Origin of the sequence: Facklamia miroungae, from assembly GCF_012396555.1 — a bacterium.
In the GTDB taxonomy this organism is placed as follows: domain Bacteria; phylum Bacillota; class Bacilli; order Lactobacillales; family Aerococcaceae; genus Facklamia; species Facklamia miroungae.
The window spans coordinates 1-26,684 of record NZ_JAAXPS010000001.1; the positions used below are offsets into that span (position 1 = coordinate 1).

35 protein-coding genes and 1 pseudogene are annotated in these 26,684 nt (G+C 31.3%); 32 read left to right on the top strand and 4 right to left on the bottom strand.

The window, feature by feature from the left end; genetic code table 11:
- Positions 1-1,021 precede the first annotated feature (1,021 nt).
- Both HF969_RS00005 and HF969_RS00010 read left to right on the top strand, forming a co-directional pair.
- The gene (locus tag HF969_RS00005) at positions 1,022-1,366 is read left to right on the top strand and encodes a hypothetical protein (protein ID WP_143406533.1); all 345 of its coding nucleotides are present in this window, start codon (positions 1,022-1,024) and stop codon (positions 1,364-1,366) included.
- A gap of 140 nt (positions 1,367-1,506) precedes the next feature.
- Complete coding sequence (locus tag HF969_RS00010) at positions 1,507-1,725, top strand: hypothetical protein (RefSeq protein WP_090288716.1); 219 nt, start codon at positions 1,507-1,509, stop codon at positions 1,723-1,725.
- Between the two features lie 219 nt (positions 1,726-1,944).
- Here the strand turns inward: HF969_RS00010 and HF969_RS00015 are convergent, their stop codons facing one another.
- Both HF969_RS00015 and HF969_RS00020 read right to left on the bottom strand, forming a co-directional pair.
- Entirely contained in the window at positions 1,945-2,145 is a 201-nt protein-coding gene (locus HF969_RS00015) for a hypothetical protein (RefSeq protein WP_143406534.1), read from the bottom strand.
- Between the two features lie 362 nt (positions 2,146-2,507).
- The gene (locus HF969_RS00020; RefSeq protein WP_090288718.1) at positions 2,508-3,236 is read right to left on the bottom strand and encodes a DUF5067 domain-containing protein; all 729 of its coding nucleotides are present in this window, start codon (positions 3,234-3,236) and stop codon (positions 2,508-2,510) included.
- Positions 3,237-3,266: 30 nt separating this feature from the next.
- On the opposite strand from HF969_RS00020, the gene HF969_RS00025 reads away from it, so the two are divergent.
- On the top strand, positions 3,267-4,202 hold the full coding sequence (locus HF969_RS00025) for an MFS transporter (RefSeq protein ID WP_245694789.1): 936 nt from the start codon (positions 3,267-3,269) through the stop codon (positions 4,200-4,202).
- Between the two features lie 323 nt (positions 4,203-4,525).
- Here the strand turns inward: HF969_RS00025 and HF969_RS00030 are convergent, their stop codons facing one another.
- On the bottom strand, positions 4,526-5,137 hold the full coding sequence (locus HF969_RS00030) for an IS30 family transposase (protein WP_090288720.1): 612 nt from the start codon (positions 5,135-5,137) through the stop codon (positions 4,526-4,528).
- Between HF969_RS00030 and HF969_RS09715 the strand changes: the two are divergent.
- The 26 genes and pseudogenes from HF969_RS09715 to HF969_RS00160 form a co-directional block, all read left to right on the top strand.
- Positions 5,092-5,339, top strand: a pseudogene (locus tag HF969_RS09715) (transposase); the annotation flags it as partial. The gene HF969_RS00030 and the pseudogene HF969_RS09715 overlap by 46 nt on opposite strands.
- A gap of 45 nt (positions 5,340-5,384) precedes the next feature.
- On the top strand, positions 5,385-5,789 hold the full coding sequence (locus tag HF969_RS00040; protein ID WP_090288721.1) for a hypothetical protein: 405 nt from the start codon (positions 5,385-5,387) through the stop codon (positions 5,787-5,789).
- A gap of 360 nt (positions 5,790-6,149) precedes the next feature.
- Positions 6,150-6,800, top strand: coding sequence for a response regulator transcription factor (locus HF969_RS00045; RefSeq protein WP_090288722.1), 651 nt, complete (start codon positions 6,150-6,152; stop codon positions 6,798-6,800).
- On the top strand, positions 6,801-7,661 hold the full coding sequence (locus tag HF969_RS00050) for a sensor histidine kinase (RefSeq protein ID WP_090288723.1): 861 nt from the start codon (positions 6,801-6,803) through the stop codon (positions 7,659-7,661).
- Between the two features lie 50 nt (positions 7,662-7,711).
- The gene (locus HF969_RS00055; protein WP_090288724.1) at positions 7,712-8,392 is read left to right on the top strand and encodes an ABC transporter ATP-binding protein; all 681 of its coding nucleotides are present in this window, start codon (positions 7,712-7,714) and stop codon (positions 8,390-8,392) included.
- Entirely contained in the window at positions 8,385-10,817 is a 2,433-nt protein-coding gene (locus HF969_RS00060) for an ABC transporter permease (protein WP_090288725.1), read from the top strand. The genes HF969_RS00055 and HF969_RS00060 overlap by 8 nt, the downstream gene beginning before the upstream one ends.
- Positions 10,818-11,115: 298 nt before the next feature.
- Positions 11,116-11,748 carry a TVP38/TMEM64 family protein gene (locus HF969_RS00065; protein ID WP_168427115.1) on the top strand — a complete coding sequence of 211 codons (633 nt, stop codon included), beginning with the start codon at positions 11,116-11,118 and terminating at the stop codon, positions 11,746-11,748.
- Between the two features lie 125 nt (positions 11,749-11,873).
- Positions 11,874-12,650 carry an alpha/beta fold hydrolase gene (locus HF969_RS00070; RefSeq protein WP_090288727.1) on the top strand — a complete coding sequence of 259 codons (777 nt, stop codon included), beginning with the start codon at positions 11,874-11,876 and terminating at the stop codon, positions 12,648-12,650.
- Positions 12,651-12,762: 112 nt separating this feature from the next.
- A complete protein-coding gene (locus tag HF969_RS00075) occupies positions 12,763-13,278 on the top strand; it encodes an ATP-binding cassette domain-containing protein (protein WP_090288728.1) in 516 nt (171 codons plus the stop codon).
- 26 nt (positions 13,279-13,304) lie between these two features.
- Positions 13,305-13,634 (top strand): S41 family peptidase, encoded by a 330-nt coding sequence (locus HF969_RS00080; RefSeq protein WP_090288729.1) that lies wholly within the window; start codon positions 13,305-13,307, stop codon positions 13,632-13,634.
- Between the two features lie 762 nt (positions 13,635-14,396).
- Positions 14,397-15,350: a 3-hydroxyacyl-CoA dehydrogenase family protein gene (locus HF969_RS00085; protein WP_090288730.1), complete on the top strand. Its 954-nt coding sequence runs from the start codon at positions 14,397-14,399 to the stop codon at positions 15,348-15,350.
- Between the two features lie 401 nt (positions 15,351-15,751).
- Entirely contained in the window at positions 15,752-15,949 is a 198-nt protein-coding gene (locus HF969_RS00090) for a hypothetical protein (RefSeq protein WP_090288731.1), read from the top strand.
- A gap of 203 nt (positions 15,950-16,152) precedes the next feature.
- Positions 16,153-16,308, top strand: a complete 156-nt coding sequence (locus HF969_RS00095; protein WP_168427116.1) for a hypothetical protein — start codon at positions 16,153-16,155, stop codon at positions 16,306-16,308.
- A gap of 350 nt (positions 16,309-16,658) precedes the next feature.
- Complete coding sequence (locus HF969_RS00100) at positions 16,659-16,958, top strand: DUF2089 family protein (protein WP_090288732.1); 300 nt, start codon at positions 16,659-16,661, stop codon at positions 16,956-16,958.
- Between the two features lies 1 nt (position 16,959).
- The gene (locus HF969_RS00105; RefSeq protein WP_090288733.1) at positions 16,960-17,277 is read left to right on the top strand and encodes a hypothetical protein; all 318 of its coding nucleotides are present in this window, start codon (positions 16,960-16,962) and stop codon (positions 17,275-17,277) included.
- Positions 17,278-17,603: 326 nt separating this feature from the next.
- Positions 17,604-17,957, top strand: a complete 354-nt coding sequence (locus HF969_RS00110; RefSeq protein ID WP_090288734.1) for a helix-turn-helix transcriptional regulator — start codon at positions 17,604-17,606, stop codon at positions 17,955-17,957.
- A 90-nt stretch (positions 17,958-18,047) separates the two neighbouring features.
- Complete coding sequence (locus HF969_RS00115) at positions 18,048-18,620, top strand: hypothetical protein (protein WP_090288735.1); 573 nt, start codon at positions 18,048-18,050, stop codon at positions 18,618-18,620.
- Positions 18,621-18,832: 212 nt separating this feature from the next.
- Complete coding sequence (locus tag HF969_RS00120; RefSeq protein ID WP_090288736.1) at positions 18,833-19,123, top strand: hypothetical protein; 291 nt, start codon at positions 18,833-18,835, stop codon at positions 19,121-19,123.
- A gap of 475 nt (positions 19,124-19,598) precedes the next feature.
- Positions 19,599-19,916, top strand: a complete 318-nt coding sequence (locus HF969_RS00125; protein ID WP_090288737.1) for a DUF6442 family protein — start codon at positions 19,599-19,601, stop codon at positions 19,914-19,916.
- 199 nt (positions 19,917-20,115) lie between these two features.
- Complete coding sequence (locus HF969_RS00130) at positions 20,116-20,433, top strand: DUF6442 family protein (protein WP_090288738.1); 318 nt, start codon at positions 20,116-20,118, stop codon at positions 20,431-20,433.
- Positions 20,434-20,435: 2 nt separating this feature from the next.
- Complete coding sequence (locus tag HF969_RS00135) at positions 20,436-20,651, top strand: helix-turn-helix transcriptional regulator (RefSeq protein ID WP_090288739.1); 216 nt, start codon at positions 20,436-20,438, stop codon at positions 20,649-20,651.
- Between the two features lie 311 nt (positions 20,652-20,962).
- Positions 20,963-21,145, top strand: a complete 183-nt coding sequence (gene rpmF / locus HF969_RS00140) for a 50S ribosomal protein L32 (RefSeq protein ID WP_090288740.1) — start codon at positions 20,963-20,965, stop codon at positions 21,143-21,145.
- Positions 21,129-21,548, top strand: a complete 420-nt coding sequence (locus HF969_RS00145; RefSeq protein ID WP_090288741.1) for a hypothetical protein — start codon at positions 21,129-21,131, stop codon at positions 21,546-21,548. The genes rpmF and HF969_RS00145 overlap by 17 nt, the downstream gene beginning before the upstream one ends.
- Complete coding sequence (rpmG, locus tag HF969_RS00150) at positions 21,539-21,691, top strand: 50S ribosomal protein L33 (RefSeq protein WP_090288742.1); 153 nt, start codon at positions 21,539-21,541, stop codon at positions 21,689-21,691. Before HF969_RS00145 ends, rpmG begins: the two co-directional genes overlap by 10 nt.
- Before the next feature lie 9 nt (positions 21,692-21,700).
- Positions 21,701-21,970, top strand: coding sequence for a 30S ribosomal protein S14 (gene rpsN / locus HF969_RS00155; protein WP_090288743.1), 270 nt, complete (start codon positions 21,701-21,703; stop codon positions 21,968-21,970).
- 420 nt (positions 21,971-22,390) lie between these two features.
- Entirely contained in the window at positions 22,391-23,266 is an 876-nt protein-coding gene (locus HF969_RS00160) for a ZinT/AdcA family metal-binding protein (protein ID WP_483863930.1), read from the top strand.
- Between the two features lie 557 nt (positions 23,267-23,823).
- Here HF969_RS00160 and HF969_RS00165 read toward each other — a convergent pair.
- Entirely contained in the window at positions 23,824-24,021 is a 198-nt protein-coding gene (locus HF969_RS00165; protein WP_090288744.1) for a hypothetical protein, read from the bottom strand.
- 225 nt (positions 24,022-24,246) lie between these two features.
- On the opposite strand from HF969_RS00165, the gene HF969_RS00170 reads away from it, so the two are divergent.
- From HF969_RS00170 to ffh, 3 genes are all read left to right on the top strand, one after another.
- On the top strand, positions 24,247-24,699 hold the full coding sequence (locus HF969_RS00170) for a GNAT family N-acetyltransferase (protein WP_090288745.1): 453 nt from the start codon (positions 24,247-24,249) through the stop codon (positions 24,697-24,699).
- A gap of 150 nt (positions 24,700-24,849) precedes the next feature.
- Complete coding sequence (gene ylxM, locus HF969_RS00175) at positions 24,850-25,176, top strand: YlxM family DNA-binding protein (protein WP_090288746.1); 327 nt, start codon at positions 24,850-24,852, stop codon at positions 25,174-25,176.
- A gap of 14 nt (positions 25,177-25,190) precedes the next feature.
- Positions 25,191-26,666: a signal recognition particle protein gene (ffh, locus tag HF969_RS00180; protein WP_090288747.1), complete on the top strand. Its 1,476-nt coding sequence runs from the start codon at positions 25,191-25,193 to the stop codon at positions 26,664-26,666.
- The last annotated feature ends 18 nt before the right edge of the window (positions 26,667-26,684 follow it).

A 26,684-nucleotide genomic window follows, 5' to 3' on the forward strand; every position in this document is an offset into this window, starting at 1 on the left:
GGGCCTCAATGGTCACTGAAGAAGTGGGAGGTCTTAAACGCTATTGATCAAGAGCTGGAGAGAAGGGGATCTTATCAGGGGATGCGGAGTTAATCCATTAAATTAAGGCAGCATGAGGTTAGATAGTAAACCTTATGGTGCTTTAATTATTAAAGGTTTGAAGATTATATTTAAGGGTACAGTATACACCATTTATGTTTGGCAAATCCTATTTACCATTCTTACTATACTCATATAAACTGATATACCTACTGTTGCTAAAATAATCACTAAACCTATGACAAAATCATCTGAAAATAGTGTAATGATAAAACCTATACCTAAACATAAAATAGCAGTTTTATAGGTATCTTTTGTTATTATCTCACCTTTATATTTTTTTATAAAACACCTTTCTTTACTTTTCAATATTACTATAAGTATAGTATACCAAATTTAAAGTAAAATTTCAGAGTATTTGATACATATATTGGTAGTAGGAATCAAAGAAATGGGTATTTAAAGATAATACATCTGATAAAGTGGATGTAACATTAATATATATAGATCCAATAACTAATTTAATAAAATTAAACCTAATATAAGAAGAGGAGTAAAATGGATGAGATGGAATTTAATGAGAAAGTTTTGTCCAAAATATATTGAATATTACAAACACTTATTAGTATCAAATCAAAAGTTTATAGATAAAAACATATAAACTCAAGTGGGATATTTCCGTGAAAGGACGATAGAAATAAAATCTATCGTTTTTTTGTATCTAAATAAAGAGGTAAAAATTAATAGGATAAAAAGTTTTACTAGATAAAACTAAACGGATAAGCCGTGTTTATAACTAATACGTGTCTTGTATGCATTTAATTGAAAAATACCCGTTTAAATGATAAGATTAATATAATATAAATTTTAGAAGGTGAATTTTTTGTTAAAAATACTGTTGATAATTATATTCATAATAGGTAGTATTCATAATTTTTATATTGCTAAGGAGAATGATGTCTATATTTCGAGGAAAAAGATTTTGACAACGCTATTAATTATCTTTGGACTTGTATCTTTCTATCTTTGTTATACATTAGACAATACAATTCTAGGCTATATCACTGTAGCATCAGCAATAACTTACTTAATTTCTTTTACTTTTACTCCAGGAATAGGGAAAGATGGGGTGACTATCATGATGGGATCTACAACATTAATAAAAAATGCTAAGTTTAATGATATTAAGAATATAAAATATAAGGAAACTGATAATGAGGATTTTAAAGTAATAATCAATGTTTTTGGAAATGAATATCATCAATTTTATAAAAACAGAGATAAAAATAAAGTAGTTGAATTACTCAAAAATGTAAAACGAATCTAATTTTTTAAAAGCTAATTTTATGAATCATTAATAAGAGGATAGAAGAAAATCATGATATATTTTCAGGTTTTTAAAAACAGCTTACTATAAACGTTAAATTCCAGTTTGTTGCGTATTTAATTAAAGGAGATAATATATATATGAAAAACACAGGTAAATGTCCAAAGTGCGGTAGTGAAGATATTTTTATGGTCCCTGGAGCTTCTGGAGCGTATGGTAGAGGCAACAATATTCCTATTGGATCTACTGTCTTCTCGGCTGTTTTAGTAGACAGATACGTATGCGGTAATTGTGGTTTTACAGAAGAGTGGATTGATACGAAGGATATTGAGAAATTACAAAAGAAGTATAGAAGATAATGTTTCTAATTTAATAAAAAAACTATCAAACAAAATTTTGAGCACTTATCAAAAAGATAGGTGCTTTTTGGTAAGCAATTTATTGAATAGTATAGTCGCAGCAGCCTCCTATGGTAGTGGCAAAAGATAGATTTAATTTAAAATAATCTTTTCGAAGTTTAAAATATAAGAGATGATAGCTATTTTTAACAACGACTTTAAAAAGAATTAAAACTAACATCATTTCTCATCTTTTTTTTCATATTTCTTTTTCTCCTGACGCCATACAGCATATTGAGTGCCTAAAATAGCACCTATATAAACAGGTATCGCACCTCCTATTTCACCTTTAAAAAAATAAAATACACATTTACCTAAGAGATAACCTAAAGTCGCCCCTAAAAAAGATTTTAAATGAGGTTTAAAATCATATTTATTCATAAACATTTTCCCCTCCATCAACTTAATTATTTATATTTTAACACAGTATAAAAACGTTTTCAAAAATCTTATATCTTTGAATAAAAAGTTTAAAATTAAATTTAGAACGATTGGAAAATACTCAAAAAAGAAAAGAGCGGTGACAGTATCGGTTTATCATTAGAAAAAAATTTATGCACCACGTGAACAAGTATTCGGACTTCAATGGTCATTGAAAAAGTGAGAGGTCTTAAACGCTATTTATCAGAAGTTAGAAGAAGAGGCGACTATCAGGGGATGCGGAGTTAATCCATTCAACTAAGGCACCATGAGGTTAGATAGTGAACCTTATGGTGCCTTAGTTATATTATTTAAATGATAAATTATTCAACAATTTGATACATTTGACCGTTAAGGTCTTCAAAATCATTCCAATTCGATTGAGATTCCAGTGTCAGTATGACTTCTTCGTATTCATTGATGACTTCAATTTGTTCTTCTTCAGTTACTTGGTAATTGATGTTTTCTAATTTAATTGCTTCAACATCATTTTCATTGAGCTTTTCTAATTGAACATTTGCTTCTTTAGATAATTCAAAATCAGATGGATTTTGAATTTCAAGGTCTAATTGATTCACTAAATCTTGGCTTGGGTTTAATACATAAAGGGTATTAAAGTCAAAAAGGTATCCTTGGTTACTATCATTTAAATAAAGAGCGCTTGGGTTAGGTAACTTCAGTAAATCTTCGATTTTGAGATCGAAATCAGAAATCGTTTCATTTTCTGCAATTGATAGGGTCAAAGGCGATTCGGTGTCCATCAATTGATAGTAAGCTGTGACTGTTGTTTGTTCGCCAGAATCTACTTCTTCATACTTAGGAAAAACTTCTTGATCAGGATCTAATTGGTAGTTGGCTGGTTCTAGTTTATTCATTGAATCTTCTTTAAATTGAGAGAAGAAGACTTGTTGATCCCAAGCGTGAGCATAATCCATTACTTTTTGATCAGAAGTATTTTCGAATTCATATTTGACAACCAGCATTGGTAATACTTGGTCTTGATTGCCAGCAGTAGCAGGTGCTAATAATGAAACATATTTAATAGAAAACATTTACTTATTTTCTCTGACTTAATTAGTTTTATATCGTGTCTTGTCTGTGCTTTTTTACTTAATGACTATGTCGAAGACAAGTTAATTTTAATCACTACAAGTTCAGTCTTGAGTTTGTCTATGGCAATAAATTCACCTTCAGCTAAAGCTGTTGTACCTAATGTTATCTCTTCTGAAAATATTGAGTCTTTCAATTCTTTGCAAAACACGTTATCAAGTGCTATTAAAGTTGTTTCGCCATTAGTTGGAGCATTATTATTATCTGTATTTAACAACTTTAATGTTTTTATTCTTATTAATTCTCTTTCTTTTTTAATTTCAGCGATTCTCATATCAACAGTTCCTTACAATAATATCAAACAAGACTCTAATAAACAGAATTTTGTGAAAAGATTGGTTTCAGGGTTAAAATATGTAATAAATAAAAGAAAGATATTAGGAATCCTAATATTTATTTCTTTTTTAAATTTTATTATGATCTCATATGATCTAGCTTTACCATATATAATAAATGTAATTTTAAATAAATCTGAAGATTTTTATAGTCTTACAATAAGTTTGGAAGCGATTGGCGGGATTATTGGTGGAATTGTTTTAACTTATGTGAGTAAAAGAAGGAAAGACAGTAATTTTGTTTCAGATATTAAGTATCTATGTATGATATTGTTAATAGCTGGTATTTTTAAAAACATCTATTTTATTTTTGGATGTGCTCTTATAAATGGTTATTTTTTAGTTCAAATAAATGCTAAAGTATTTACGATAATTCAAAAGGAGACGAGTCAGGAATATTTAGGCCGTGTTTTTTCAATTCTATTTATTTTCAGTTCTTTATTAGTATCTCCTTCTAATATTATTTTTGGTAAATTAGTCCCAGTTTTAAGTTGGAATATTTTTATTTTTTGCTCTTTTAGTATTTTTGTGATGTCATATATTGTGAATAAAAACTTTATTAAGGATAATTAACACGAAAATATAATACGCACTATTGACTTCAAAATAAGCTAACAAATCAGTTTTTAATATTTTGTTTTAGTTTTTTATAATTACACAAAGTAATTAAAGTCAAAGTTATTATTAATTTATAAATTGCAAATAGAACTTAGCCACCTAGAACAAAGTAGGCCTCGCTCATGAGAAGTGTGAGTTCAATGATCCATGTAGCTGTTTAATCTTTCTGTGAGGGCTTTATAAGGAGCTGAGCCATGGTAGCCTGATGGGCTGAGCGGTTTATCTGGCGTTTACGCTAGGAAACCATGGCGAAGGAGGCTCCTTGTCAAGCCCTCACGTCAAGCTGTTTTCTGTTCATTCTTCCATGCCTTAACAAACACTTCGTGAGCCGTGGCGTAACCTAATAGCTTCCGTGGCCTATCATTCATCCATTGTTGAATGCGATCAATATCTACTTGTGTATACCTAGCTAAAGACTCCCCTTTCGGTATATAACGTCGAACGAGACGGTGTTGATTTTCACTGGTGCCACGCTCCCAAGATGAGTAAGGGTGAGCGAAGTTGACCTCAGCTACAGAGGAGACAGCTTTTGTGAGTGAACTGAACTCTGAACCGTTATCACTTGTGAGAGTCTTAAAGAGTCGCTCAGCTTTATCTCCTAGGGAGTTCATGAGGTGAGTGATCGCTTGATGAACGGCCTGACTGGTCTGATTCTTAATCAAAATAAGCCACTCAAACCGTGAGTGACGCTCAACTAACGTCAATAAGGTAGGTTCCTCTTCACCATGCGGACCTACCACAGTATCGATTTCCCAGTGTCCCCATTCCTCACGATCTTCCACTTTCTGGGGGCGTTCTTCAACCGATTTGCCCAGGATTTTGCGGCGTCTGGGTCCATGTTCAAAAGCCTTGCGAGATTCAGGATAATGGCTTCGAAGATGCTTTTCAATACACCGTAGTGGGTAAAAGTCACAATCGTTAAATAGAACTAAACTTTTGGAACGATTGAACCAAGAAGTGCGCCGAAGAGAAAAGATTATTCGCATTTTCCCTAATCGTGCGTCAGCCAATCGATTAATTGGTGCCGTCCTGATGGACACGTATGACGAATGGCTCAGTTCCTCAAGAAAGTATATCAAATTTAATCAATAAGTGAGCGTAGAAATATTGTAGAGTATTTTACACAAGATTTTGGACTTGACTAGTTGGAAGGAAACTTCAAATAAAATACAAAGTTTAATAGATATATTTAATATTAAAGAATTAAACAAAGGACTTGTAATTACATTTTATCTCTCAGCTGCTAAAAGGTATTTAGAAGATCATGATATTGAAAATGGTTCGGAGTATGCAGAGCGAGTTTTAAATGAGTTAATTTTAATGAAGGAGAAAGACTTTGTATTAAAGGGAGATGATTATTTTAATCTCGTTGATGATTGGATGGATCAAAATATTATTGTAGGTAAGAAGGCTAATAGAAGTGATAAAATGATTGTACAATCTGTTCTTAATATTTTTTCTAATGACGAAATATTTGAGCAAATTAGAAAAAATAGTAATTTAAAGGATTTACACGAAAAGCTAAAAAAGAAATACGAATGAGAATATAAGAAAAATTAGGACTTAGGACGATAGAAATATACTGGCCCCTAAACTCGAACAATAATTAGAAACACTTTGCGGAGAAAATGGTGAGAATCTATCAATTAGTCAAAATAAAGATTATCTATTGATCGAGCACTCATTCGAAAACGACCTATTTTATTATTGACTCTTAAAACAAAATATCATAGTAGTAATATTATGATATTTTTAAAAAAAATATGAAAAACTATATCAAATAGCCCTAAAAGTGTGTTTATTAACTTACACTTTTGAGGGTTATTTCATTCTAAAAAGATAGGGTATCTTTATGATTTATAATTTGTATAATTATTTATGAAAAGATGGGGGGATTTAGCAGTGAATAAAGTCTTGATTATTGAAGACAATATAGAAATAGCAAATCAAATTCAAAATTATCTACTGAGCCATGACTATCTTGCAGACATCGCTCATTCCTATTATGAAGCCTTGGAAAAAATAAATATTACTTATGATGTTGCTTTATTAGATATCAATTTACCAGACAAAGAGGGGCATCATTTAGTTGAACAGTTAAAAGTTAAAGATATTCGTGTCATTATTACAAGTGTGAAGAATGATGAGGATTTTATTATACGATTGTTAGATAGTGGGGGGGATGATTACTTGATTAAGCCTTTTTCTTTGGCCATACTTCGGGCAAGACTGGATGCCGTTTTAAGAACGATTCCTTTGACCGAAAGTAAAACTTTAGCATACAAAGACATTGAAATTGACCTTACAAGATCGCAAGTTCATTATCATCACCAGTCCGTTAATCTAACAGCGCTTGAATACGAGATTCTTCTATTGTTTTTGAAAAATCCACACAGGGTTTATACAAGAAGTCATCTGATGCAAATGTTTTGGGAGGATAGGGATAAATACGTTAATGACAATACATTGACATCGACCATTAAGAGAATCAGAGAAAAGCTTGATAAGGATGTAATTACTACAATTAGAGGCATAGGATATAGGATGGATTAAATGATATATATACTTTGGATTTTCAGTCTACTAGGCCTATATTTTTGGCTTGAATATAGAAAGAAGCAAAGAATCAATGAATTGCTTCAATTAATCGAAAATATGAACAAAAAAAATTATACCATGCCTATGAAGCAAGATGATTTTTCGATGTTAGAAGATGCTCTATACAAATTATTTATTGCTTTGGTGGAAGCTCGGGAACAGACTGTCGATAACGCTCAAAGGCAGATAGAATACCTTGAAGATATTGCCCATCAAATTAAAACACCTATAACAAGTATGCAGTTTTCTTTGGAAACCATAGAAGTCCAAGAAGCCAGTAAGTCGGAACTTTTAATTTTAAAAAGACAATTGTTAAGACTGAATACACTTTCAGATATTTTATTAAAGCTTTCGAGTCTGGATGCAAAAGAAGACCCCATGAAAAAAGAAACGATAAATTTAGCAGAATTAGTGGAATATGCTTCAGAAACAGTTGATTTTAGAAGGAATGTTCATTTTGAAGTGAGTGATTCTCTCGAAACTCTCTTTATAGAGGGTGATTTTTACTGGCTGGCTGAAGCCGTGACGAATATTTTGAAAAATGCCTATAATCGTCCCCTATGTAATCATATAAAGGTTGATTCAAGGAGAAATCCTTTATTTACCTCGCTTACTATTCAAGATAATGGCGGTGGGATAGCTAGAGAGAACTTGAAAAAAATCTTTAGAAGATTTTATAAGACCCCTGATTCCAATGGGTTTGGAATTGGATTGGCCATGGCTAAGAGTATCGTTGAAAAGAATAAAGGAGAAATAAATGTCTCAAATATTGAGAATGGGGCAAAATTTGAAATTAAATTCTATAATGTCACCTAATTATCACATTGCCAGACTATTATTAATTTACTAACTAATAGGAGGCTATTATGGAGATCTTAAAAGTAGAAAACTTGAAAAAAGAATACGGAAATGGAGATAATCTTGTTCAAGCTTTAAAAGGGGTCAATCTAACCATTGACAAAGGAGAATTTGTGGCGATAGTTGGTCCTAGTGGTTCAGGCAAGTCTACTTTACTCCATATTGTGGGTGGCGTCGATTTTCCAAGTGAGGGCAAAGTTTATATAGAGGGAAATGATATCGCTAATTACAGCGCGAAAGAATTAGCCTTGTTCAGACGGAGAAAAGTTGGTTTAATCTATCAGTTTTATAATCTCATACCCAATATTTCAGTCAGACATAATATAGAACTCCCCTTAAAATTAGACGGAAAAGCAATTGACAAGGGGGGTTTTAAGGATATAGTTCAAAAATTGGGAATTGAAAATAAGTTAGACAGTTTCCCTAGTGAGCTCTCAGGTGGCCAGCAACAAAGAGTCGCTATTGCTAGAAGCTTAATTTATAAACCTTCGATTATACTTGCAGATGAACCAACAGGTAATTTAGACCGTAAAAATTCGCAAGAGATTATCGATATTTTAAAATTCTTTAACAAAAGTTTAAAACAAACGATCATAGTCATTACCCATGATGAGGAAATCGCTCTTCAAACCAATAGAGTGATTACAGTTGTCGATGGTAAAATTGAGGGGGATGAGCGCAATGAATAAAAGAAATTTCCCTATTTTTATTTCGCTGTTTATTGTGAGTCTATTTTTTTCGGTGGTCATCTATTATGGCTACAACAATCTCTTAATTCATTATAAGTCTACTATGGCTCAGAATTACGCCGATGCTGTGATTAAACAAGAATTAAACAGTCAAGAAATTAAGCAACTTCAATCGATAGAAACAGTAAAATTAGCTGGTGGAACATCAGTTCAACCAGATTCAGGCTTATATGAAAAGGATATTTTAGCTATCAATTATCAAGATGAATCAATCAATCAAATGCGAAGCTATTCAGAGATGATTGAAGGACACTTTCCTGAAAATGATTCACAAATAGTCCTTTCCAAATCCTTTATTGATAAGCATCAGCTTAAATTAGGGAATAGACTATCAATTAAACTGGGTAGTCGAGTGGTTAATCAAAAAGAAGTAGGTCCGTTAAGTACGGTAACTAATGAAGAAACATTTAATGTAATAAATACTAAAGAGTATGAAATCGTAGGTGTTTATGAAGATGTCTATAATAAATATAGTAAAATTACCTATGCATTGACCTATGCCATTAGTGATCAACCACTGCAAGCTTCAATTAAATTTGATTCTTTTGAAGAGGCTTATAAAAATAGAGAGACTCTACAAGAACAAATGAGTCAAACATTAGATCGCGCTCTAGATTTAGAGTTTAATGAAAGACTGATTGCATATTTCGGGGTTGAAAATGATCCGATACAACAATTTATGTCAAAAGCTATGATCATTTTTTCCTTAATTGTCTGTTTGGCTCTATTTATCTTTTTCATCAAAAATATATTCTGGGTATGGGGACTTAGAAAAATAAAAGAGCTTTCAGTGTATAAGTCGATTGGAACTACCAATTTACAAATATATAAGCTGTTAGTGAAGGAAGCTATTTGGCTATCTATCATCCCAATTTTAATTGGGCATTTCCTGGGATTTGCAATCTTATCTGATTTATTTATTAATATTCAAAAAGCACAAGAAGTGACAAAAATAGAATTAATCCAAATTAATCCTCTTTTAAGTCTGGTCATCTTATTGATTACTTTTTCAGTGGTCTTATTTGCAGTCATAACTCCAACAAGAAAAATCACTCAAATCAGTATTATTGACGGAATAAAGGGTAATATTAGCTTGGGTAAAACAAGTAAAAAAAAAGCTGATAATCTTTGGCAAGAGCTAAGATTGAATAACCTAGCAAGTATAAAATCGCAGACATATATTTCAGCTATAGGTATTATAATCATTTCTTTATTCATTTTGGTTGTGTCAATTTCGCGTTATTATACTAATTTTGGCTACTTTGATGAAGGGTATAATATTATCGTTGATTATTATAGTAAAGATAATGAAATTCCTGTAGTCTTAAAAGATATCTTAAAAGAAATACCGCATAATAAAGGGTATATTTCGAAAGCGAAGTACTTATCTATTGAAAATAATTTAGCCTTATCCAACCAGGCAGAGGAAGTTGGTTTAGGCAAAAAACTAAAACAAGAACTAGAAAAAATGGACTCAGATTATCTTGAAGGCTTCTTGATTGCTTTAGAAGAAAAAGATTTAAAAAAGATGGGAGGAGAGAAGGGGCAATTCATTTTAGACAATCGGGTTCAAGAGGATCCTCAAACACCAATTGCCAAGGCAAAAAAAATCCCTTATTTCAAAAATGTTGAAAAAATGGATATATTCATTGGTGAAAACTATCGGTCAAAAATTAAAATCGCTACCACCATTAATGATCCTGGTATGTATGAGTCGCGGACGCTGCCCTTTCAAGTTAAGCTTTATACTGATTTTGCTAATTATCATCGCTTGATGGAGGATGCTAATTCGGAAGTCGCTCGCTATCCCTATAAATTAAAAATAAATGTCGCTGAAGCAGAAGTGAATGATGTGAAGCATTATATTGAAGCGATGATTAATCAACAGGTAGCTTATGATGATCAATACGAGATCATCTCAGGAGAAGAAGTCAAAATAAATCGAGCTCAGAGTCTAAACTCCTTAATAAAAATTATTGTGGCGATAGGTTTGATTATATTTATCTTAAATTTAACCAATGGCTATTCATCCATTAATATGAGTTTAATGAATAGGAAAAAAGAAATTGGCATGCTTTATTCTTGTGGAATGGATTCAAAAGAATTAAAAAAACTCTATCTAAAGGAATTTTTCTTCGAACAAATAAAATCGTTTATGCTTTCAATTTTTGTGACGCTTAGCGTTATGATTTGTATTTCATTATTATCTTCCACTCTAAGTCTGGGGATTCTGATTAAAAACTATTACTATTTACCATTTTTAGGATTTTCCTTGGTTATATATCTAATTAATTTACTGATCTATTACCTCTCATTAAAAAGAATTTTAGATAGACCCATTATTGATTTAATTAGAACGATCTAAGTTTAACATTATATAGATGTGCTAGACATCCGCATGGTTTTCTAGCACATCTTTTGTTGTGTCTAAAAATAGCAAAAATACTCAAATAAAAAATAAACGATTGAAAACTTCATCTATAAAAGTTAGGAAATTAGCCTATTTTAATGAATTTTAAGACTAATAAATAAATTTAAATCTCCTTAAATACATTATTCCCACTCAAAAATGTCACTTTCTTATCACTTTGGAACTCTATACTAGCTTTAAGTAATCAGTTGGATCATATAATAAATATAGAAGCAAGGAGGGTTTATTATTTATGCTAGAGTCAGATTTACGCTCACGATTAAAAAAGTATCGGAAAATAGTTCAGATAATTACCCTTGTCGGTTTAATTCTTTCAATGATTATTATTTATTTTATTTTTTGTGGCACGTATTTTAAGCCTGAAAATCAAGGTGGAATGTTTACCGTTCACCTGCGTCAATTAGGTTTTTGGGGGCCGCTCTTCTTCATTGGAGTCCAAATTTTTCAAGTAGTTATACCAATCATACCAGGTGGGATGACTTCAGTAGCAGGAAATTTTGTCTTTGGAACTTTAATTGGTTTTATTTATAATTATATAGGGATTACCATTGGATCGATTATTGCTTTCTTTCTGGCACGTAAGTACGGCAAATTTTTTATACTCTGCTTTATTTCGGAAAAGTGTTATAAGAGATATATGGCTTGGACATCAAATGTTAATCGTTTTGCTTGGATATTAGGAACATTATTCTTCTTACCAGCCGCGCCTGATGATATTCTATGTATGATTGCTGGGCTGACTTCTTTGTCTTTTAAAAAGTTTATTTTAATTTTTATCCCAACGAAAGCTGTTTCTACTTTTGTGTTTACTTGGCTAATGCATGAGGGAATCTTATATTCTATCGATTGGCTGACACACTTATAAAATTATATTAATTAAAACGGTACAAGGAGAAAATAAGGTGAAAGTCTCTACTAATTTAATAAGATTTAGTTTAAAATCTAAATGATATACTTCCTACAAAATAGAAGTAAAGAGGGTACTGAAATATGAAATTTCATGAATTTGGCGATCGAAAGTGTCCACATATATTATTGGTACATGGTGGAGGTAATTCTTGGTGGAATTATCTTCGCCAAGCGCGTATGTTATCCGAAAACTACCATGTCATTTTACCAACCCTTGATGGTCATGGAGAAGAATATCAGAAAGATTATATCTCGACTGAAAATTCTGCACAGCAAATTATGGATTATATAAAAAATAATTGTGATGGAGAATTGTATGCTGTAGGTGGTGTTTCTTTGGGTGGGCAAATTGTTATGGAGTTATTATCATTAGACAGTGAAATAGCACAGAAAGCAATCATAGATGGAAGTCTTTGCATTCCTCAGGCAAAATTAGCAAGAGTTAGTACGATAATTGTAAAACTTTTTGGTAAACTTATGTTTAGTAAATTAGCTAGTAAAGTTCAACTTAGTTTAATGAAAAAAATGTATCCAATTATGGCTTACCCAGCAGAACTAGAAAACTATTATATGGTAGATATGCCAAGACTTCCCATGAAAACATTAATCACAATGTATCGAACATATATGGGAGGATATAAGCTAAAAAGGTCTATTATAGATAGTAAAGCACAGGTTTTATATATTTATGGTGAAAAAGAAATGCGCTGTGTCAAGGAATCAGCGAAGCTATTTCGAAAAATGCATCCTAATTGTACTCTCTATGAAGCCAAAGGTTATAGTCATGGCTACCTATCGGCATATCTTCCTCTAGAGTGGATGGATCTGGTTAAACCATTTTTAGAAAATAATGTTTAATTTAAAGATTAACTAGATTTAAAACACACCTATGTGTATCATTAAAAATGATAGCGCTTTATTATAAGGGCAGATAATTTTTATCTGCCCTTATAACTAATAGGAGGAAATCATGCTCTCATTACAAAATGTATCAATTAGTACGAGGATTTCAGTATTAGAAAACGTATCATATAATTTCTTAAATGGGTTTATCTACGGCATAGTTGCTCCGAATGGGGCAGGTAAGACAACTTTATTTCGATGCATCTCAGGCTTAAAAATAGTTGATAAGGGTGAGATTAGTTTTAATAACCAAGCAGTAAATAATCAGAGAAAAAATTTCTTTTATTTGGAAGATATTGAATGGTTAGATCAAAATTTAACTGGAATGGACTATTTAAAAATAGTTAAATTTAAGTGGAAATCTTCATTGAAGATTGAAGAGATTATTAAAACATGTCGACTAGACAATTTTGTAAATGTTCCAATTCGAAAGTATTCAAAAGGCATGAAACAAAGATTGATCTTTGCACTATATTTAATGAGTGATGCAGAATGTTATTTAATGGATGAAATATTGAATGAAAGTGCTATTTCAATTACTGAAGAATTTAATGTCGACAATAACATTCAGCTACAATTGTAGGAGTGGAGACAGACCAGTGGCTTGCTGTGAAGAAGGGACCTCAAGAGATATACATTCTTACTGACTATGATTGTGGGTCTGCTGGTGACAGCTTTGTCAATATTGCAAGAAAATCAGACAAAGTCACCATCATAGGTCGACCTACACGTTGTATTATTGATGTCTTTAATGTAGTTTCAGTAGATTATGAAGACTATACATTTTGGTATGGTATCTCTCGTGTGAATAAAGAATATTTTACCTATGGTGAGGGCTATGCTCCTGATATTCATATTCCATGGACCAGAAACCATTTATTTGAAGATGTTGATATGATGTACATAGAAGACAATCTCATCAAATCTACAATTAGGTAATTAAATGAAGTTAGAATACACTAAACTCTATACAGACTTAAAATATATCATGATAAAAACTAGAACTTTAATGAAATACATTCGGTAACTTGACTACGAGAATGTGCGCAGCTAAAAAACAAATTAATAGGTTTTTGCAAAGAATAGATGATGGAAATAATAATTAAAAATTACTCTACTACCTATCTCCTAATCGAAAAGGATGAATAAGTTGATGTTCCTTTTAAGTGGGATATTAGTTAATAGATAAGAATAAAAAGAGGATATGGTATAATTTTTTTTAATTTTTTTTTTTGCTATCAATAGCATACTTTTTTTAATTGTAAAAATATTTTATTTTGAATGTTTAAGAATCTTTGGGCTTCACAATATCGATGATGTTCGAAGACGAATACATTAAATAATCTCCTTCATTCGAAAATTGAATGTTTTAAAACGAATATTACCGCAAAGACAGGAGTAGTCTACTTTATCTTTGTGGTAAACTTCTCTTTTTAAGATAAAAAACGAAAGAAAGAAATTCGGAATTCTTGAAAAAGCTCTATTTTTATTCTATGATGAAAAAGTAAACAAAGACTATAAATAGAAGGAGTATTGATGAAAGGATGAATGTTTGATTGGATTAGGAAGGGGGTACTGAAAAAATTAAGTATGACTATTGAATTCAATCTGTTTGTTTACTCTACAATATACCAAACACTCTTATTTATGTCTGTTTAATAACTTATAACTGTGGATTCTAGGTATGTAAAGGAGATTATTATGGATAAAAAAATTACAGTAATTGCTGGCGGCGTGATAGGTAGCTCATTTCCAATTGTTTTTGCTTTAGGAGGCTATAATGTTGTTTCCTATAATAAATGGAAAGAAGAAGAAGAAAAAGTCAAAGAATATATAGACAATGCTTTAAATACGCTCGTTAATCAAAAAATTTTTACCTCAGAAGAAAAAAATTCTATTTTAAGTAGAATTTCATACACAGGAAATATTGAAGAAGCTTTAGAAGATGTTTATTATGTTCAAGAGTGCTTACCAGAAAAATATGAAATAAAACAAGAATTTATTAAAGAGTTTGAAAAATATGCACCTGACGAAGCGGTAATGGGTTCTTCAACTTCAGGCTTATTGATTAGTGAAATAGCGAAGTATGCTGAAAAGCCCGAACGAATCATTGGTGCCCACCCATATAATCCACCTCATTTGATTCCTTTAATTGAACTAGCTAAAGGTGAAAAATCAAGTGATGAAGCAATTAAAATAGCCAAAGAAATCTTTGAAGCTTCTAATAAAGAACCGATTGTTTTGAATAAAGAATTAAAAGGATTCGTTTCGAATAGAATTCAAGCGGCTGTTTTTAGAGAGGTTATCTCTATGGTATTAGACGGTGCAGTATCGATGGAAGATGCCGATAAGGCGGTTACTTTTGGACCAGGCATTCGCTGGGGCATCATGGGACCTGGCCTCATCTTTGAACTAGGCGGAGGAGAAGGCGGAATTGAAACGCTCCTCAAACATATCGGTCCATCGTTAGAAAGCTGGTTAGAAGACCTTGCTACTTGGACTGAAATCCCCGAAGAAGCGAAAGAAAAAATTCCTGACATGGTTGCAGAATCGCTAAAAAACAGACCAAAAGAAATTGGGAATGATCGGAAGTCCTTATTAAAATACAGAGATGAAATGTTATTAGATATCCTTAAACTCCATGATAAATTTTAACTAAAAATAAGAATATAGAATGATGGATCCCTTCACCCGTATTTGGATGAGGGGAATTCTTATTTTAAAGTTATCATTTATTATAGGTTTAAGTAGACCTGTTTATGATAAAACGTTGGAGGATAGAATGAAGACGATCCTGGTAATTAAATTATAAACAGGTAATCGAATAGTAACAATTATTGAATACGACAAAGTGATATTACCTTTTTATATCAGTGGGCACCTTAATTAAAATAAATTAAATTATTTGAAACTTTAATTTTTGAAGTAGCCCTGCTATAATGATAATGAAACCGTTTAAAATAAGACAAATATTTATAAAAAAATTTAGGTCAATTTAAATAATTTCAATTCTACTTTTAAAGGTTAAATGGACGGATTCATAGAGGAGGGTATTTATGAAAAACAAAAAGTTTGATACTTCATTTTGGAAAAACTATAAATTTTTTATCATTTTAATTCAAATTTTGTTGCTTTATTTTTTGTTTCAATATTTAAATTTAGAGAATTTAATTGATATTATTGTATTGATAGGATACACTCTTTTAATCCTAAACTCTCTAATACACGCTTTATTCAAGAAACAAGAGAATTAAGGATAAATTCAGTCTTAAGTAAATAAAGAATATATAATAGAATTATATTTTTTTGAATGGGTTTAAAAAATTTCAGATAGTTAGTTGTTAATATGGAATTTTACCTATCTTGCAAGGGAAAATCTATTAAGATTATCCTTTTAAGAATGGTTAGTGTTCAAGCGACTCAGGCTGTAAAATGTTAGAAAAAAGAAAGGAGTAATATGAAAAAGAATAATAAAAAAGTCGTAATGAAATTAATCGTTTTCGGTTTTGTTTTGTATATTTTTAGTGCGATGGTTGATGGTCTATTAATAACTTTATTTGATACAACAATCGCAGAATATTTTGCTGAGAATTTATTTTCTCTAATCAATTAGCAAAGAGTTATGAGTTAGTATGACTAGCTTTCTTAAATCAAATATAAAAAAGGAGTAAGTTATGAAGTGTTATAACTTACTTTTTTTTTAGCAATAATGAATTTGTTTTTTTAAGTTACTGATATAATAATTATTTCAAGCTAGTAGTTAAACATTCTACTAAAATAAAAGCTTTTTTAAAATTAATTCCCAAATAGCATTCTCAATAGAATGAATAGATAATTAAGTGTCCTTTTATCATTTAGAACAGGTAAAAATGACCTACTATAAATAATGTGAAAGTATAAAATGTAGATTGACTTTAATAATGTTAAATGTTATCTTTAATTTAGTTAAAGAAGGAGGATGAAATGAAAATTAATATAATTCCTGAATGGATGGCAAATCTCGAAGAAGAAGATTTATCTTTTATCAAAAGATTTATATTAGCATCTGGCTCTTTAAAAGAAATCGCTAATCAATATGAGGTTACCTATCCGACAGTTAGATTAAGGTTAGATAGGCTTATCCAAAAAATTAAAATGAGCGATGATATTGCAAATGAACCTTATATCTCTTTAATTAAACGATTGGCTGTTAATGATAAGATTGATTTTGAAACAGCTAAAATTTTGGTTTCAGAGTATAAAAAGATGAAAGGAGTTGAATAATATGGGATCTGTTTTGATTATGTTTATTGTATATGGGGCATTAATTATTATCTTACAAATATTATTATCAAAAATGAAAAACAAATGGTTTGGCTTGATACTACCCTCTATTAGTTTTGTCTATTCTACGTCTTTATCACTTGTTTTGAACATCACCCCCCTCCAACAATCAGATAACATGAAAAGTTTAATGGATTTTGTATCTACATTCTTAGTAAACAATATACCTACCTTTATTTTATTAGCTATACATTTTAGTATTAGAAAGAAAAGAAATATTTCTTCTCAAATTGAAAAAATGAAAATTAGAGATTTATAATAAGATAATGTTTGAAATTATAAAAAAACTATTGATTGTAATTTAAATAATCATTTGCTTTTTTTAGGCAGAACATCCTGACAAAATATAGTTAACTAAAAAAGAGACGCGTTCGGGTCTCTTTTAAATATAAAGTTCATTTTATTTGCAATAATTCAATAGGACAGTTGAAAGTCTTAGCAATTCATTTAAATGATATAAATTCATAGCAATTCTTGAAATACTAGCCATGCAAAAAAGATTTGCCAAAATATAATCAAGTGCAATTTCTAATTGCTAGGAGACATCTTCAATATATATTATCCTAAATTTAGGAGGTAAAGACGATGCTAAATGAGATTTTAAAGGAAAAGAGAAAAGAACTTAATCTTACTCAGCAGCAAGTTGCTGATCAGTTGAATGTCACACGGCAAACGCTGTCTAATTGGGAAGTCGGAAAAAGCTTTTCTGATATTCCAACCTTGATTAAAATTAGTAATCTTTATCAATTATCTTTAGATTATATGTTAAAAGGAGATGTTAATTTAATGAATAAAATTAAAAAAAATACAAATGAATTAGAAAAATATCAAAAAACAACAGCGATTTTAAAAATGATCGTTTATGGGTTACTGATTGTTGCTTTTGTCTATTGTACTGGCTATGCCATTGGTAAAGGGTGGGCTTATTACATTAAGTAAATCACTTGTGAGAATGAAGTTTAATTTGTCACAAAAATTGATTAAAAACTATTCAATCGTTAATTTAAAATAAATATGGAGGTATTTGTTTTGCAAACGTTCTTTAGAACACTATTTTATTTTCTAGGCATAGGTTTAATCGTTGTTTTATTGAGATATCGTACTAAAAAGTTTTCATTTATCAATGATGAGGTATTAAAAGAATATCCAATAACGAGATATAAAGTCGGTACTTTTATTTTGTGCTTATGGCTGATTATAATTTTATTTGGAATCTTTCAAGAACTCGTACTAAATGAAACCATAAATTCTAAAATCTTTTTAATGCCTTTTATCATTTCTGTGGTCTATTCTTTATTTGGAGCGACTCCTACAGTGGCGAAATCAACATACAAGATTAATTTAACTTTAGATATAATAAATAGTGGATCACTTGGAATGGATTTGTTGGGTTCCTGGGTAGGAGAATATAACAATGGTTTAATAGTTTATTTTTATTTAATAGATTACAATTCTATTGAGCTATCAAAACTAACTAAAGAAGAAATAGTTTTCTCAGGAATAGAAAAACAAAATAATATACCAATCAATGTCACTTTAAAAAGTAAACCAAGTATCCATTATTTTTATCCCTTACTGAATAATCTTAAAAAGTCAAAATAATAGGTTAGCTGATCTTAAATTATTCAATGAATTTTAAGTTTTTAAAAACAAACACTCCTTAATACTAATTTTTAGACTCAGGGAGTGTTTGTCTTTATATACTTAATTAGGTAAAATAAGGAAAATTGGTCAACTTAAGTTTTCATAAGAAAATTATGAGTTAGAAAAATGAACAAGGAGAAGCTTATGAATAAAACAAAAGAAAACTATTAGTGATCAGCTTTTTGACGATAATGGCTATCGTAATCTTTCTACAATTACCAGAAGATTTATTGATACAGCTTTTATTACCTGCCTTAGTAGGACTTATCTATTCCCCGCGAATGGGTGAACTATCTAGTCCTGTATTAACCGAAAAAATGATGAGCCTTTTCATACTACTTTTACCTTTTATTGCTCTACTTATAGTAATGCCTTTGTCTTCAGCTTTCGCTTATTTAGGCGGAATTCTAGCTAGTAGATTGTTCAATGAACTAATGGTTAAAAGTAATCTATCTGTTTAAAGGAAGAACTAATGAATAATCGAACATTGACTCAGGGTTAATAATGAAAATCCTGATTCAACAAACTTAATAAATTGGTTGTAGAAGAATAGAGTTAGTTTTAGCTCTGTTCTTTTTATTTGTCTTCAAATTAAGCAATTATAAAGAGAATATAAATGAATTAATTAAAATAGATACAATAACTGAAGAATAAAATAACTAACTATTAGTAGATTAACTTGGACCGATCGATCTTGTTGGAATTGTAAAAATGAAATTTATAAGAGAATACCCTTATATGAAAGAGTATGAGCAAACAATTATTCATCAATAGCAAGTCTTAAGAGCGCAAATTAGAATATTTTAATATATTAAAAAATAAAATTCAGTATATCTAGAACATAAAAGCAATGTAACTTTACATAATGACAATAAAACTTTACATGCGGATTGTCAAATGTTATAATTTAGTTAATATTTAAAGGAGGAGCAGACTATGATAAAAGAGGACATTTTAAAAAAGGTTCAGCTAGAACAAAAAGATGAAAGAGAAGATGTAATCATCACCAAATCCTTTCGTGCCGGATGGTTGGGAGTAACAATTGTTATGGTAGTACTTCTTTTACTGAGAGCATATTTTCAGCAATCAAGTGAAGATATTATTATAATTTTGGCGGCTCATCTTTCAGCTTCTTCATTTTATCAATATACAAAAATGCCAGATAAAAAGGCCTATTTAATATTTGGGATAATAAATTTGGTATTTTTAATAATTCAATTCTACACTTTATTAAGTGATTTCGGAGTTTTTTAAATATGTTAAAAATAAATATTAGGTATACGAATTATTAAAAGTTGTTAGAACAGAGAATAATTTGACTCAAGAATAATTAGCTGAATTAGATTCAAGAAAATTTAAAGTCAAAAATAACCCAACTTTACATTGTGACTGTAAAGACTTACATATTTTTAAAGTTAGTTTTTAATAATATTTAAATGAGGAAGTGCAAAGTATGAAAAAAGAGGACATTTTAAAAAAGGCTCAGATAGAACAGAAAGACGAAAGAGAAGAAGAGATTAATACTAAAGCTTTTCGTATAGGATGGATAAGTGTATCAGTTGTGATGTTACTTCTTATTTTCTTGAGGTCTATCTTCAATGAGTCAGCCACAGATATTCTTATCATATTAATGGCTCAAGTTGCTGCAGCTTCATTCTATCAATATTCTAAAATGCCAGACAAAAAGATCTATTTAGTAGGAGGGATAGTAGCTATATTAGCTATTATATTAAGCTTTGCCTCTTTATTAAGCAGCTATGGAGTTTATTAATCATGAGTAAGAAGGAAGAATTAGTTCTACAAAATCGATTAAAAGTGGCTAGAGCAGAGAAAAATTTGACTCAAGAAGAATTAGCAAAATTGGTGGGGGCTTCTCGACAAACTATTAGTGCTATCGAAAAGGGGCAATTTAACCCTTCAGCAAAATTAGCGCTCATTATTTGCATCGCTTTAGATAAAAAATTTGAAGAGTTATTTTATTTTGATTAATTTAAGCAAGGTTCTTCTTGGCTAAAAGAATCAAATCCCGGATTAATCAAACAGAATAAAGTGAACATTAAAGGATAGGGTTAGTTTTAAACTCTATTCTTTTTAATGTTTAACTGAGTTTATTTTCACATTTAATCGTTAAAAAGAATAAGGCAGGAACACTAGTGAATCGTAAGCTCAAAGGCAAGTAATTTATGATATATATAGTTGATAACTTCCAATGATACTATCAAACAATGGCTAAAAAAACCTTGACATCTCACTTTTTTCTTTTAAAATAGTAATTATTACTTTTTGAAAGAGGCGTAGTTATGGCTGTTCCGAAAAGGAAAACTTCTAAAGCCAAGAAAAGGAGTCGTAGAAATCACAAGGGTTTGAAGGTGCCACCCATCGTGTTTGACAAAGCTTCAGGTGAATTTAAACTTTCCCATCATATAACTCCAAATGGTCAATACAAGGATCGGAAAATAACTAAAGATGAAGATTCAAATTAATTACTTTTTATATCTTGAAATTATTAATCAAGTTCATGAACAGTTTCAATCCAAGAAAGCAGAAATAAGCTGCCAGGACGTTTATTTAAATCTTATTGACAGAGGTATTATTTATACCAATGGTCGAGCTTGTAAAGAAGCTTTAGATTGTGGACTGTTAGAAGTTCACACAGAAGAACCGGGTTTCTCGTTTTCAGAATTTTTAAAAGTTTATCCAGTCTTTAAGCGCTATCCTTCGAATTACTTTAGAAAAATTGATCATTTTTGGGAAATAGAAGAGGAATTATGGAATAAAGTTCAACTTGATCGCCAATTTCATCGTTTTTCACAAGAAGAATTAGAACAGCTGAACCGTTATTTTGTTAACCGGAAATTATCAAAGGAGAATTATAAATGCGAGTAAATATATTATTAGAATGTACAGAAACTAAGGAAAGAATTTATTTAACCAGTAAGAATAAGCGAAACAATCCTGATCGGATCGAATTAAAAAAATACTCTCCAAAAGCAAGAAAACGTATGCTTTTTCGCGAAGTAAAAAAATAGGAGAATTACATGGCAAAGAAATCTAAAATTGAAAAATTTAAAAAGCAAAAAAGTTTGGTTGAAAAGTATGCAAAAATTCGCCAGGAACTTAAAAAAAATAAAGATTATACCGCTTTATCCAAATTACCCAAGGATTCGAACCCGAATCGGATGAAAAATCGTGATTTAATCGATGGACGCCCTAGAGGATACATGCGCAAATTTGGTATGTCACGGGTTAAATTTCGTGAAATGGCTCATAAAGGGTTAATTCCCGGGGTCAAAAAAGCGTCCTGGTAAGCAAGTTTTCTGCTTTCCCCCATTAATAAGATTTACTGATTTTTAAAATTTTCTATGGCTCGATTACTTTTTGAGGATGTCCCTTCAGGGTGTCGGATTATACAATTTATAAGCGTTTAATTTTAGCTTTGTAAACTGGATAAGCTGGAATTTAAAAAAACAGATATGCAATCAGATTCATTTTGAATAAAAGATAGTGTAGCCGCAGGAGTTTCGTGAATTATTATTCTTGCTAACTTTTCTTGTCTTCTTCATTGAGAGAAAGAAGAGGGAAAGTTAGCCAATTGAGCTTCAGAAGCTAAAATAGCATACTTTGATTTAGATAAGGATGATAAGGCTAGAAAAGTTATCAGTATGGAGATAGGGTTTAAAAAAATATGAAAACAAAATTGTACTATTTATAATTAAGGAGAGGTCTATATGAAAAAGAAATTAATGAAATCAATGGTGATAGTTGGTTTAAGCTTAGGTGTTGGTTTAAACTCTCAGCATTTATTGCCTGTATTCGCTGAATCTACTTTAGAAGAAGAGGTTAAACATGACCATGAGCATGACCATGAACACGATGAACATAACCATGAACATGACCATGATCACGATGTTGAATTTGATGCTGAAAAAGTTGTAAAAAAAGATGGAAATAATTTTATTATGAGTCACGGGGACCACTACCATAAGATCTCAATAAAGGACTTAACTCAAGAACAAGTTGAAGCGGCTGAATCTTATTTAGAGAGCCATCCCAATCTGTCAGAAGAATATGACACAAAACAAAATATTCAATCAGGATATTTTGAAGATGAACAAGTTAAAGACCGTGAATTGTCTGATTGGGCAGGAGAATGGCAATCGGTTCTTCCTTATTTAGAAGATGGTACTTTAGATACTGTTATGAAAATGAAGGCCGAGAAAGAAGAGGCTACTATGAGTGCAGATGAGTATAAAGAATACTATATGACGGGTTATGCTAGCGATGTAGACAAAATTAAGATTGAAGATAATCAGATTATTTTTACTGTGGGTGAGGAAACTGCTGTAGGGACTTATAAGTATGAGGGTTATAAAATTTTAAATTATGAAAAGGGTAACCGAGGCGTTCGATATTTATTTACTAAAGAATCAGGAGATGAATCAGCTCCTGAAACAATCCAATTCTCTGATCATAATATCTATCCTACTTCTGATTTAACCCATTTTCATATCTACATGTCAGATGAAAGTCATAAAAATTATTGGAAGAAATGGATAATTGGCCAACATTCTATCCGAATGATTGGAAGAGTGGGGAGATTTTAGCGGATCAATTAAATCATTAATATGAAAGAGTGTTTTATTTACTTGAATGGATAGCTCTGGACAGACTCTTCAAGTTTTAAAAGTAGTTTTTGGCGCTTGATGATAATTTTATTAGAAGCGGAACCATTGATAGATCGTTTATGAAATAAACTTTGTCCGAATTTAAATTCAGTCAAAGATGACCTAGCTATTCAATCTGTTTTTGCGTCAAGAAGTTCTCTTTTAAAAGTAAAAATAAAAGTTCTAAAATCACTCATAGGCAATTTTTAGCTTGTAAGTGGAAATAGATAAATACTGATCCTGATTTAAGTGTCATTAAAAAGATTTCCAATGACACATAGGAATAAAAGAATCGAAGTCTTTTGCTTCATCCACCCTTAGAGATTGAATCTTACCATTCAACTCTAAGGGTATTTATTTATCAGTAAATGATCTCTCCTAGATTATCAGCTAAAGGTGACAGCAGAATATAGACTAAGAAAGAGAGCTGTCAAGTTAGAATAACTTGTATTTAGACGTATAAATTAGAAAGTTAATGTATATTTCTAGTTAGATTCTTACTTTTTGCGTATTTTTTTTAATAGCAATTTCGCTAAGAAATAGGTGGCTGTAAAAATGATTGAAGAGATGAGGAGTTCTTTTAGGAAAAAAGAAAGTGTCAGTCTACCGTCTTTGAATGCTAAGAGAAGACTGACTATATTGTAGGCAATAAAGGCTGAAAATAACCCATAAAATTCTTTATTGTATCTTTTCATGTGTATCCTCCTTTTAAAAACGATGAAATATGCATAAAAGTAATACTTTCACGCTTTAATACATATTATACTGGATTCTTTCAATTGTTCCTATTCAGAATAGTTATACAATTAAAATTCAGAAAGTTCTTTTATTAACTTATAAAAAGCCGTCATAGTCCGATTTAATTTGCTATACTGTTGTGGAAGATTAGCTACGGTCACTGAATGATGAAGGAGAGAAAAATGGTAATCAAAGAACTTTCAAAAGAAAATGTTGAGGATTTTATCATTTATTTGAAAAAAGCATTCGCTATAGAACCGGATAGAATGACAACGGATCATATAGATGAAGAAACCATTATCAAAGCAGTTTCTAGTAATCCCAACGAACTGAGTCGCTCTTTATTAGCTTATGAGGACGATCAGATTGTGGGCAGGTTGGAGTTTCATTCTTATTTATGCATCCAAGATGCCTATAGGATGGCTTATGTCAATTGGGTCTATACACTGCCAGCCTATCGACATAGAGGAGTAGCTCAATCATTATTTAAAGCATTCGAGAAAATTTGTTTACAAGAAGAAATTAATCAGTACTTTTTAATCCAGGCAGATAATCAGGCGGCGAGTCGCTTTTATAAGGCCTTTGAACAAGCAACTTCTAGCAAAGAAATAATTTTAAGAAAGACGATAAAGTAAATTTTAATAGCCAAAGTAAATCATTAAAGAAATCCTTAGGTTTTTTTATTAGTCATCAGTTTGTCGATTTGTGAGCTGTGTGAAATCATGCTAAAATAGGGAGAGTAAATTTATTTTAAGGTATAAAACTAAGAAACAGGAGAGATAAAGATGTCACTTGAAAAAACAATCTATCTCAATCAATTACTTTCCTACTATGGTTCTCTCCTCACGGATCGGCAATTATCCATGATGCAATCTTACTATGAAGAAGATTTATCTTTATCAGAGATTGCAGATTATTATGAAATTAGTCGCCAGGCTGTTCATGACAATATAAAACGATCAGAAAAATTATTAGTAAGTTATGAAGAAAAGTTACGTATTTTAGCAAAAAGTAATGAGCGTTTGAAACACTTAAAAGAAATTCGACCCATGGTGAAAGGTCAAAGTGAAATCTTAGAAAAGATTGACTATTTAATTCAATTAGAAAGCTAAAAAGGAGCAATATTATGGCATTTGAAGCATTATCCGAACGATTACAAAATTCCATTTCATTTGTAGGTAAGGGAGAAAAAATTACCGAAGCCGACCTTAAACAAATGATGCGTGAGATCCGACTTGCTTTACTGGAAGCGGACGTTAACTTCAAGGTAGTAAAGACCTTTGTTAAGAAAGTAAACGAAAGAGCGCTCGGATCAGAAGTCCTAGACTCACTGTCACCGGCTCAACAAGTTGTTAAAATTGTTAATGAAGAATTAACGGAATTAATGGGTGGCGAGCATACTCCGATTAACATCTCTAAGCAACCGCCAACCGTGATTATGATGGCTGGTTTGCAAGGGGCCGGTAAAACAACTACGGTGGGTAAGTTAGCCAAACATTTAAAAGAACAAGGACTTAAGAAACCCTTACTTGTTGCTGGGGACGTTTATCGGCCAGCTGCGATTGATCAATTACAAACGATTGGTCGACAACTTGGTTTTGATGTCTTTAGTCAAGGAACCCAAGCAAATCCAGTAGATATTGCTAAACAAGCGCTAGATCAGGCTCGTCTAAATGGAAATGAAGTTGTATTGATCGATACGGCGGGTCGTCTTCATGTGAATGAAGAATTAATGGAAGAGTTGCGTCAAATTAAAGCAGCTGTTCAGCCAGATGAAATTCTCTTGACCGTCGATGCCATGACCGGTCAAGATGCTGTAAATGTAGCAGCAGCCTTTAACGACTCGCTAGACATTACCGGTGTGGTTATTACCAAATTAGATGGTGATACGCGAGGCGGAGCTGCGCTTTCTATTCGAGCTATTATTAATAAACCGATAAAATATACCGGACAAGGTGAGCAATTAAGTGCACTGGAGCCTTTCCATCCTGATCGTATGGCAGGCCGTATTCTTGGTATGGGGGACATGATGACCCTGATCGAGAAAGCCCAACAAGATTTTGATGAGGAACAAGCCGCCAAGATGGCTGATAAGATTAAAGATGCTTCCTTTGATTTTAATGATTTTATTGATCAAATGGATCAAGTTCGGAAAATGGGTCCTATTAAAGATTTGCTTAAAATGATTCCTGGCATGAATAAAATTCCAGGACTCGATGAACTGAATATTGATGATAAAGAAATGAATCAAGTCAAAGCCGTCGTTCAATCCATGACTCCTTATGAACGGTCTAATCCAGATGTCATCTCCCAAAGTCGACGCCGAAGAATCGCTGCTGGTTGTGGTCAATCATTAGACCAAGTTAATCGCTTGATCAAACAATTCAATCAGTCACGTGAAATGATGAGTCAAATGTCCAAGGGTAAAATGGGTAGCATGAATAAAATGATGAATCAATTGCAACAAGGTGGCCAAAAGGGTGGCATGCCTAATTTAGGAATGCCTGCCATGGGCAAAATGCAATCACCAGAACAGCTGAAAAAAGAACAAGAACAGAAGAAAATTGCGCGATTGTTAAAGAAAAAACGTAAGAAAAAGTAAAAATTTTAGTCTGTAAAG

Coding starts and splice junctions, on each gene's coding strand:
- HF969_RS00010 (WP_090288716.1), top strand. CDS start 1,507: ATGAAAAACACAGGTAAATGTCCAAAGTGCGGTAGTGAAGATATTTTT.
- rpmG (WP_090288742.1), top strand. CDS start 21,539: ATGCGAGTAAATATATTATTAGAATGTACAGAAACTAAGGAAAGAATT.
- HF969_RS00090 (WP_090288731.1), top strand. CDS start 15,752: ATGAAAAACAAAAAGTTTGATACTTCATTTTGGAAAAACTATAAATTT.
- HF969_RS00065 (WP_168427115.1), top strand. CDS start 11,116: ATGCTAGAGTCAGATTTACGCTCACGATTAAAAAAGTATCGGAAAATA.
- HF969_RS00055 (WP_090288724.1), top strand. CDS start 7,712: ATGGAGATCTTAAAAGTAGAAAACTTGAAAAAAGAATACGGAAATGGA.
- ffh (WP_090288747.1), top strand. CDS start 25,191: ATGGCATTTGAAGCATTATCCGAACGATTACAAAATTCCATTTCATTT.
- ylxM (WP_090288746.1), top strand. CDS start 24,850: ATGTCACTTGAAAAAACAATCTATCTCAATCAATTACTTTCCTACTAT.
- HF969_RS00070 (WP_090288727.1), top strand. CDS start 11,874: ATGAAATTTCATGAATTTGGCGATCGAAAGTGTCCACATATATTATTG.
- HF969_RS00110 (WP_090288734.1), top strand. CDS start 17,604: ATGCTAAATGAGATTTTAAAGGAAAAGAGAAAAGAACTTAATCTTACT.
- HF969_RS00130 (WP_090288738.1), top strand. CDS start 20,116: ATGAAAAAAGAGGACATTTTAAAAAAGGCTCAGATAGAACAGAAAGAC.
- HF969_RS00160 (WP_483863930.1), top strand. CDS start 22,391: ATGAAAAAGAAATTAATGAAATCAATGGTGATAGTTGGTTTAAGCTTA.
- HF969_RS00105 (WP_090288733.1), top strand. CDS start 16,960: ATGGGATCTGTTTTGATTATGTTTATTGTATATGGGGCATTAATTATT.
- HF969_RS00050 (WP_090288723.1), top strand. CDS start 6,801: ATGATATATATACTTTGGATTTTCAGTCTACTAGGCCTATATTTTTGG.
- HF969_RS00125 (WP_090288737.1), top strand. CDS start 19,599: ATGATAAAAGAGGACATTTTAAAAAAGGTTCAGCTAGAACAAAAAGAT.
- HF969_RS00075 (WP_090288728.1), top strand. CDS start 12,763: ATGCTCTCATTACAAAATGTATCAATTAGTACGAGGATTTCAGTATTA.
- HF969_RS00015 (WP_143406534.1), bottom strand. CDS start 2,145: ATGAATAAATATGATTTTAAACCTCATTTAAAATCTTTTTTAGGGGCG.
- HF969_RS00165 (WP_090288744.1), bottom strand. CDS start 24,021: ATGAAAAGATACAATAAAGAATTTTATGGGTTATTTTCAGCCTTTATT.
- rpsN (WP_090288743.1), top strand. CDS start 21,701: ATGGCAAAGAAATCTAAAATTGAAAAATTTAAAAAGCAAAAAAGTTTG.
- HF969_RS00135 (WP_090288739.1), top strand. CDS start 20,436: ATGAGTAAGAAGGAAGAATTAGTTCTACAAAATCGATTAAAAGTGGCT.
- rpmF (WP_090288740.1), top strand. CDS start 20,963: ATGGCTGTTCCGAAAAGGAAAACTTCTAAAGCCAAGAAAAGGAGTCGT.
- HF969_RS00170 (WP_090288745.1), top strand. CDS start 24,247: ATGGTAATCAAAGAACTTTCAAAAGAAAATGTTGAGGATTTTATCATT.
- HF969_RS00085 (WP_090288730.1), top strand. CDS start 14,397: ATGGATAAAAAAATTACAGTAATTGCTGGCGGCGTGATAGGTAGCTCA.
- HF969_RS00060 (WP_090288725.1), top strand. CDS start 8,385: ATGAATAAAAGAAATTTCCCTATTTTTATTTCGCTGTTTATTGTGAGT.
- HF969_RS00145 (WP_090288741.1), top strand. CDS start 21,129: ATGAAGATTCAAATTAATTACTTTTTATATCTTGAAATTATTAATCAA.
- HF969_RS00095 (WP_168427116.1), top strand. CDS start 16,153: ATGAAAAAGAATAATAAAAAAGTCGTAATGAAATTAATCGTTTTCGGT.
- HF969_RS00100 (WP_090288732.1), top strand. CDS start 16,659: ATGAAAATTAATATAATTCCTGAATGGATGGCAAATCTCGAAGAAGAA.
- HF969_RS00020 (WP_090288718.1), bottom strand. CDS start 3,236: ATGTTTTCTATTAAATATGTTTCATTATTAGCACCTGCTACTGCTGGC.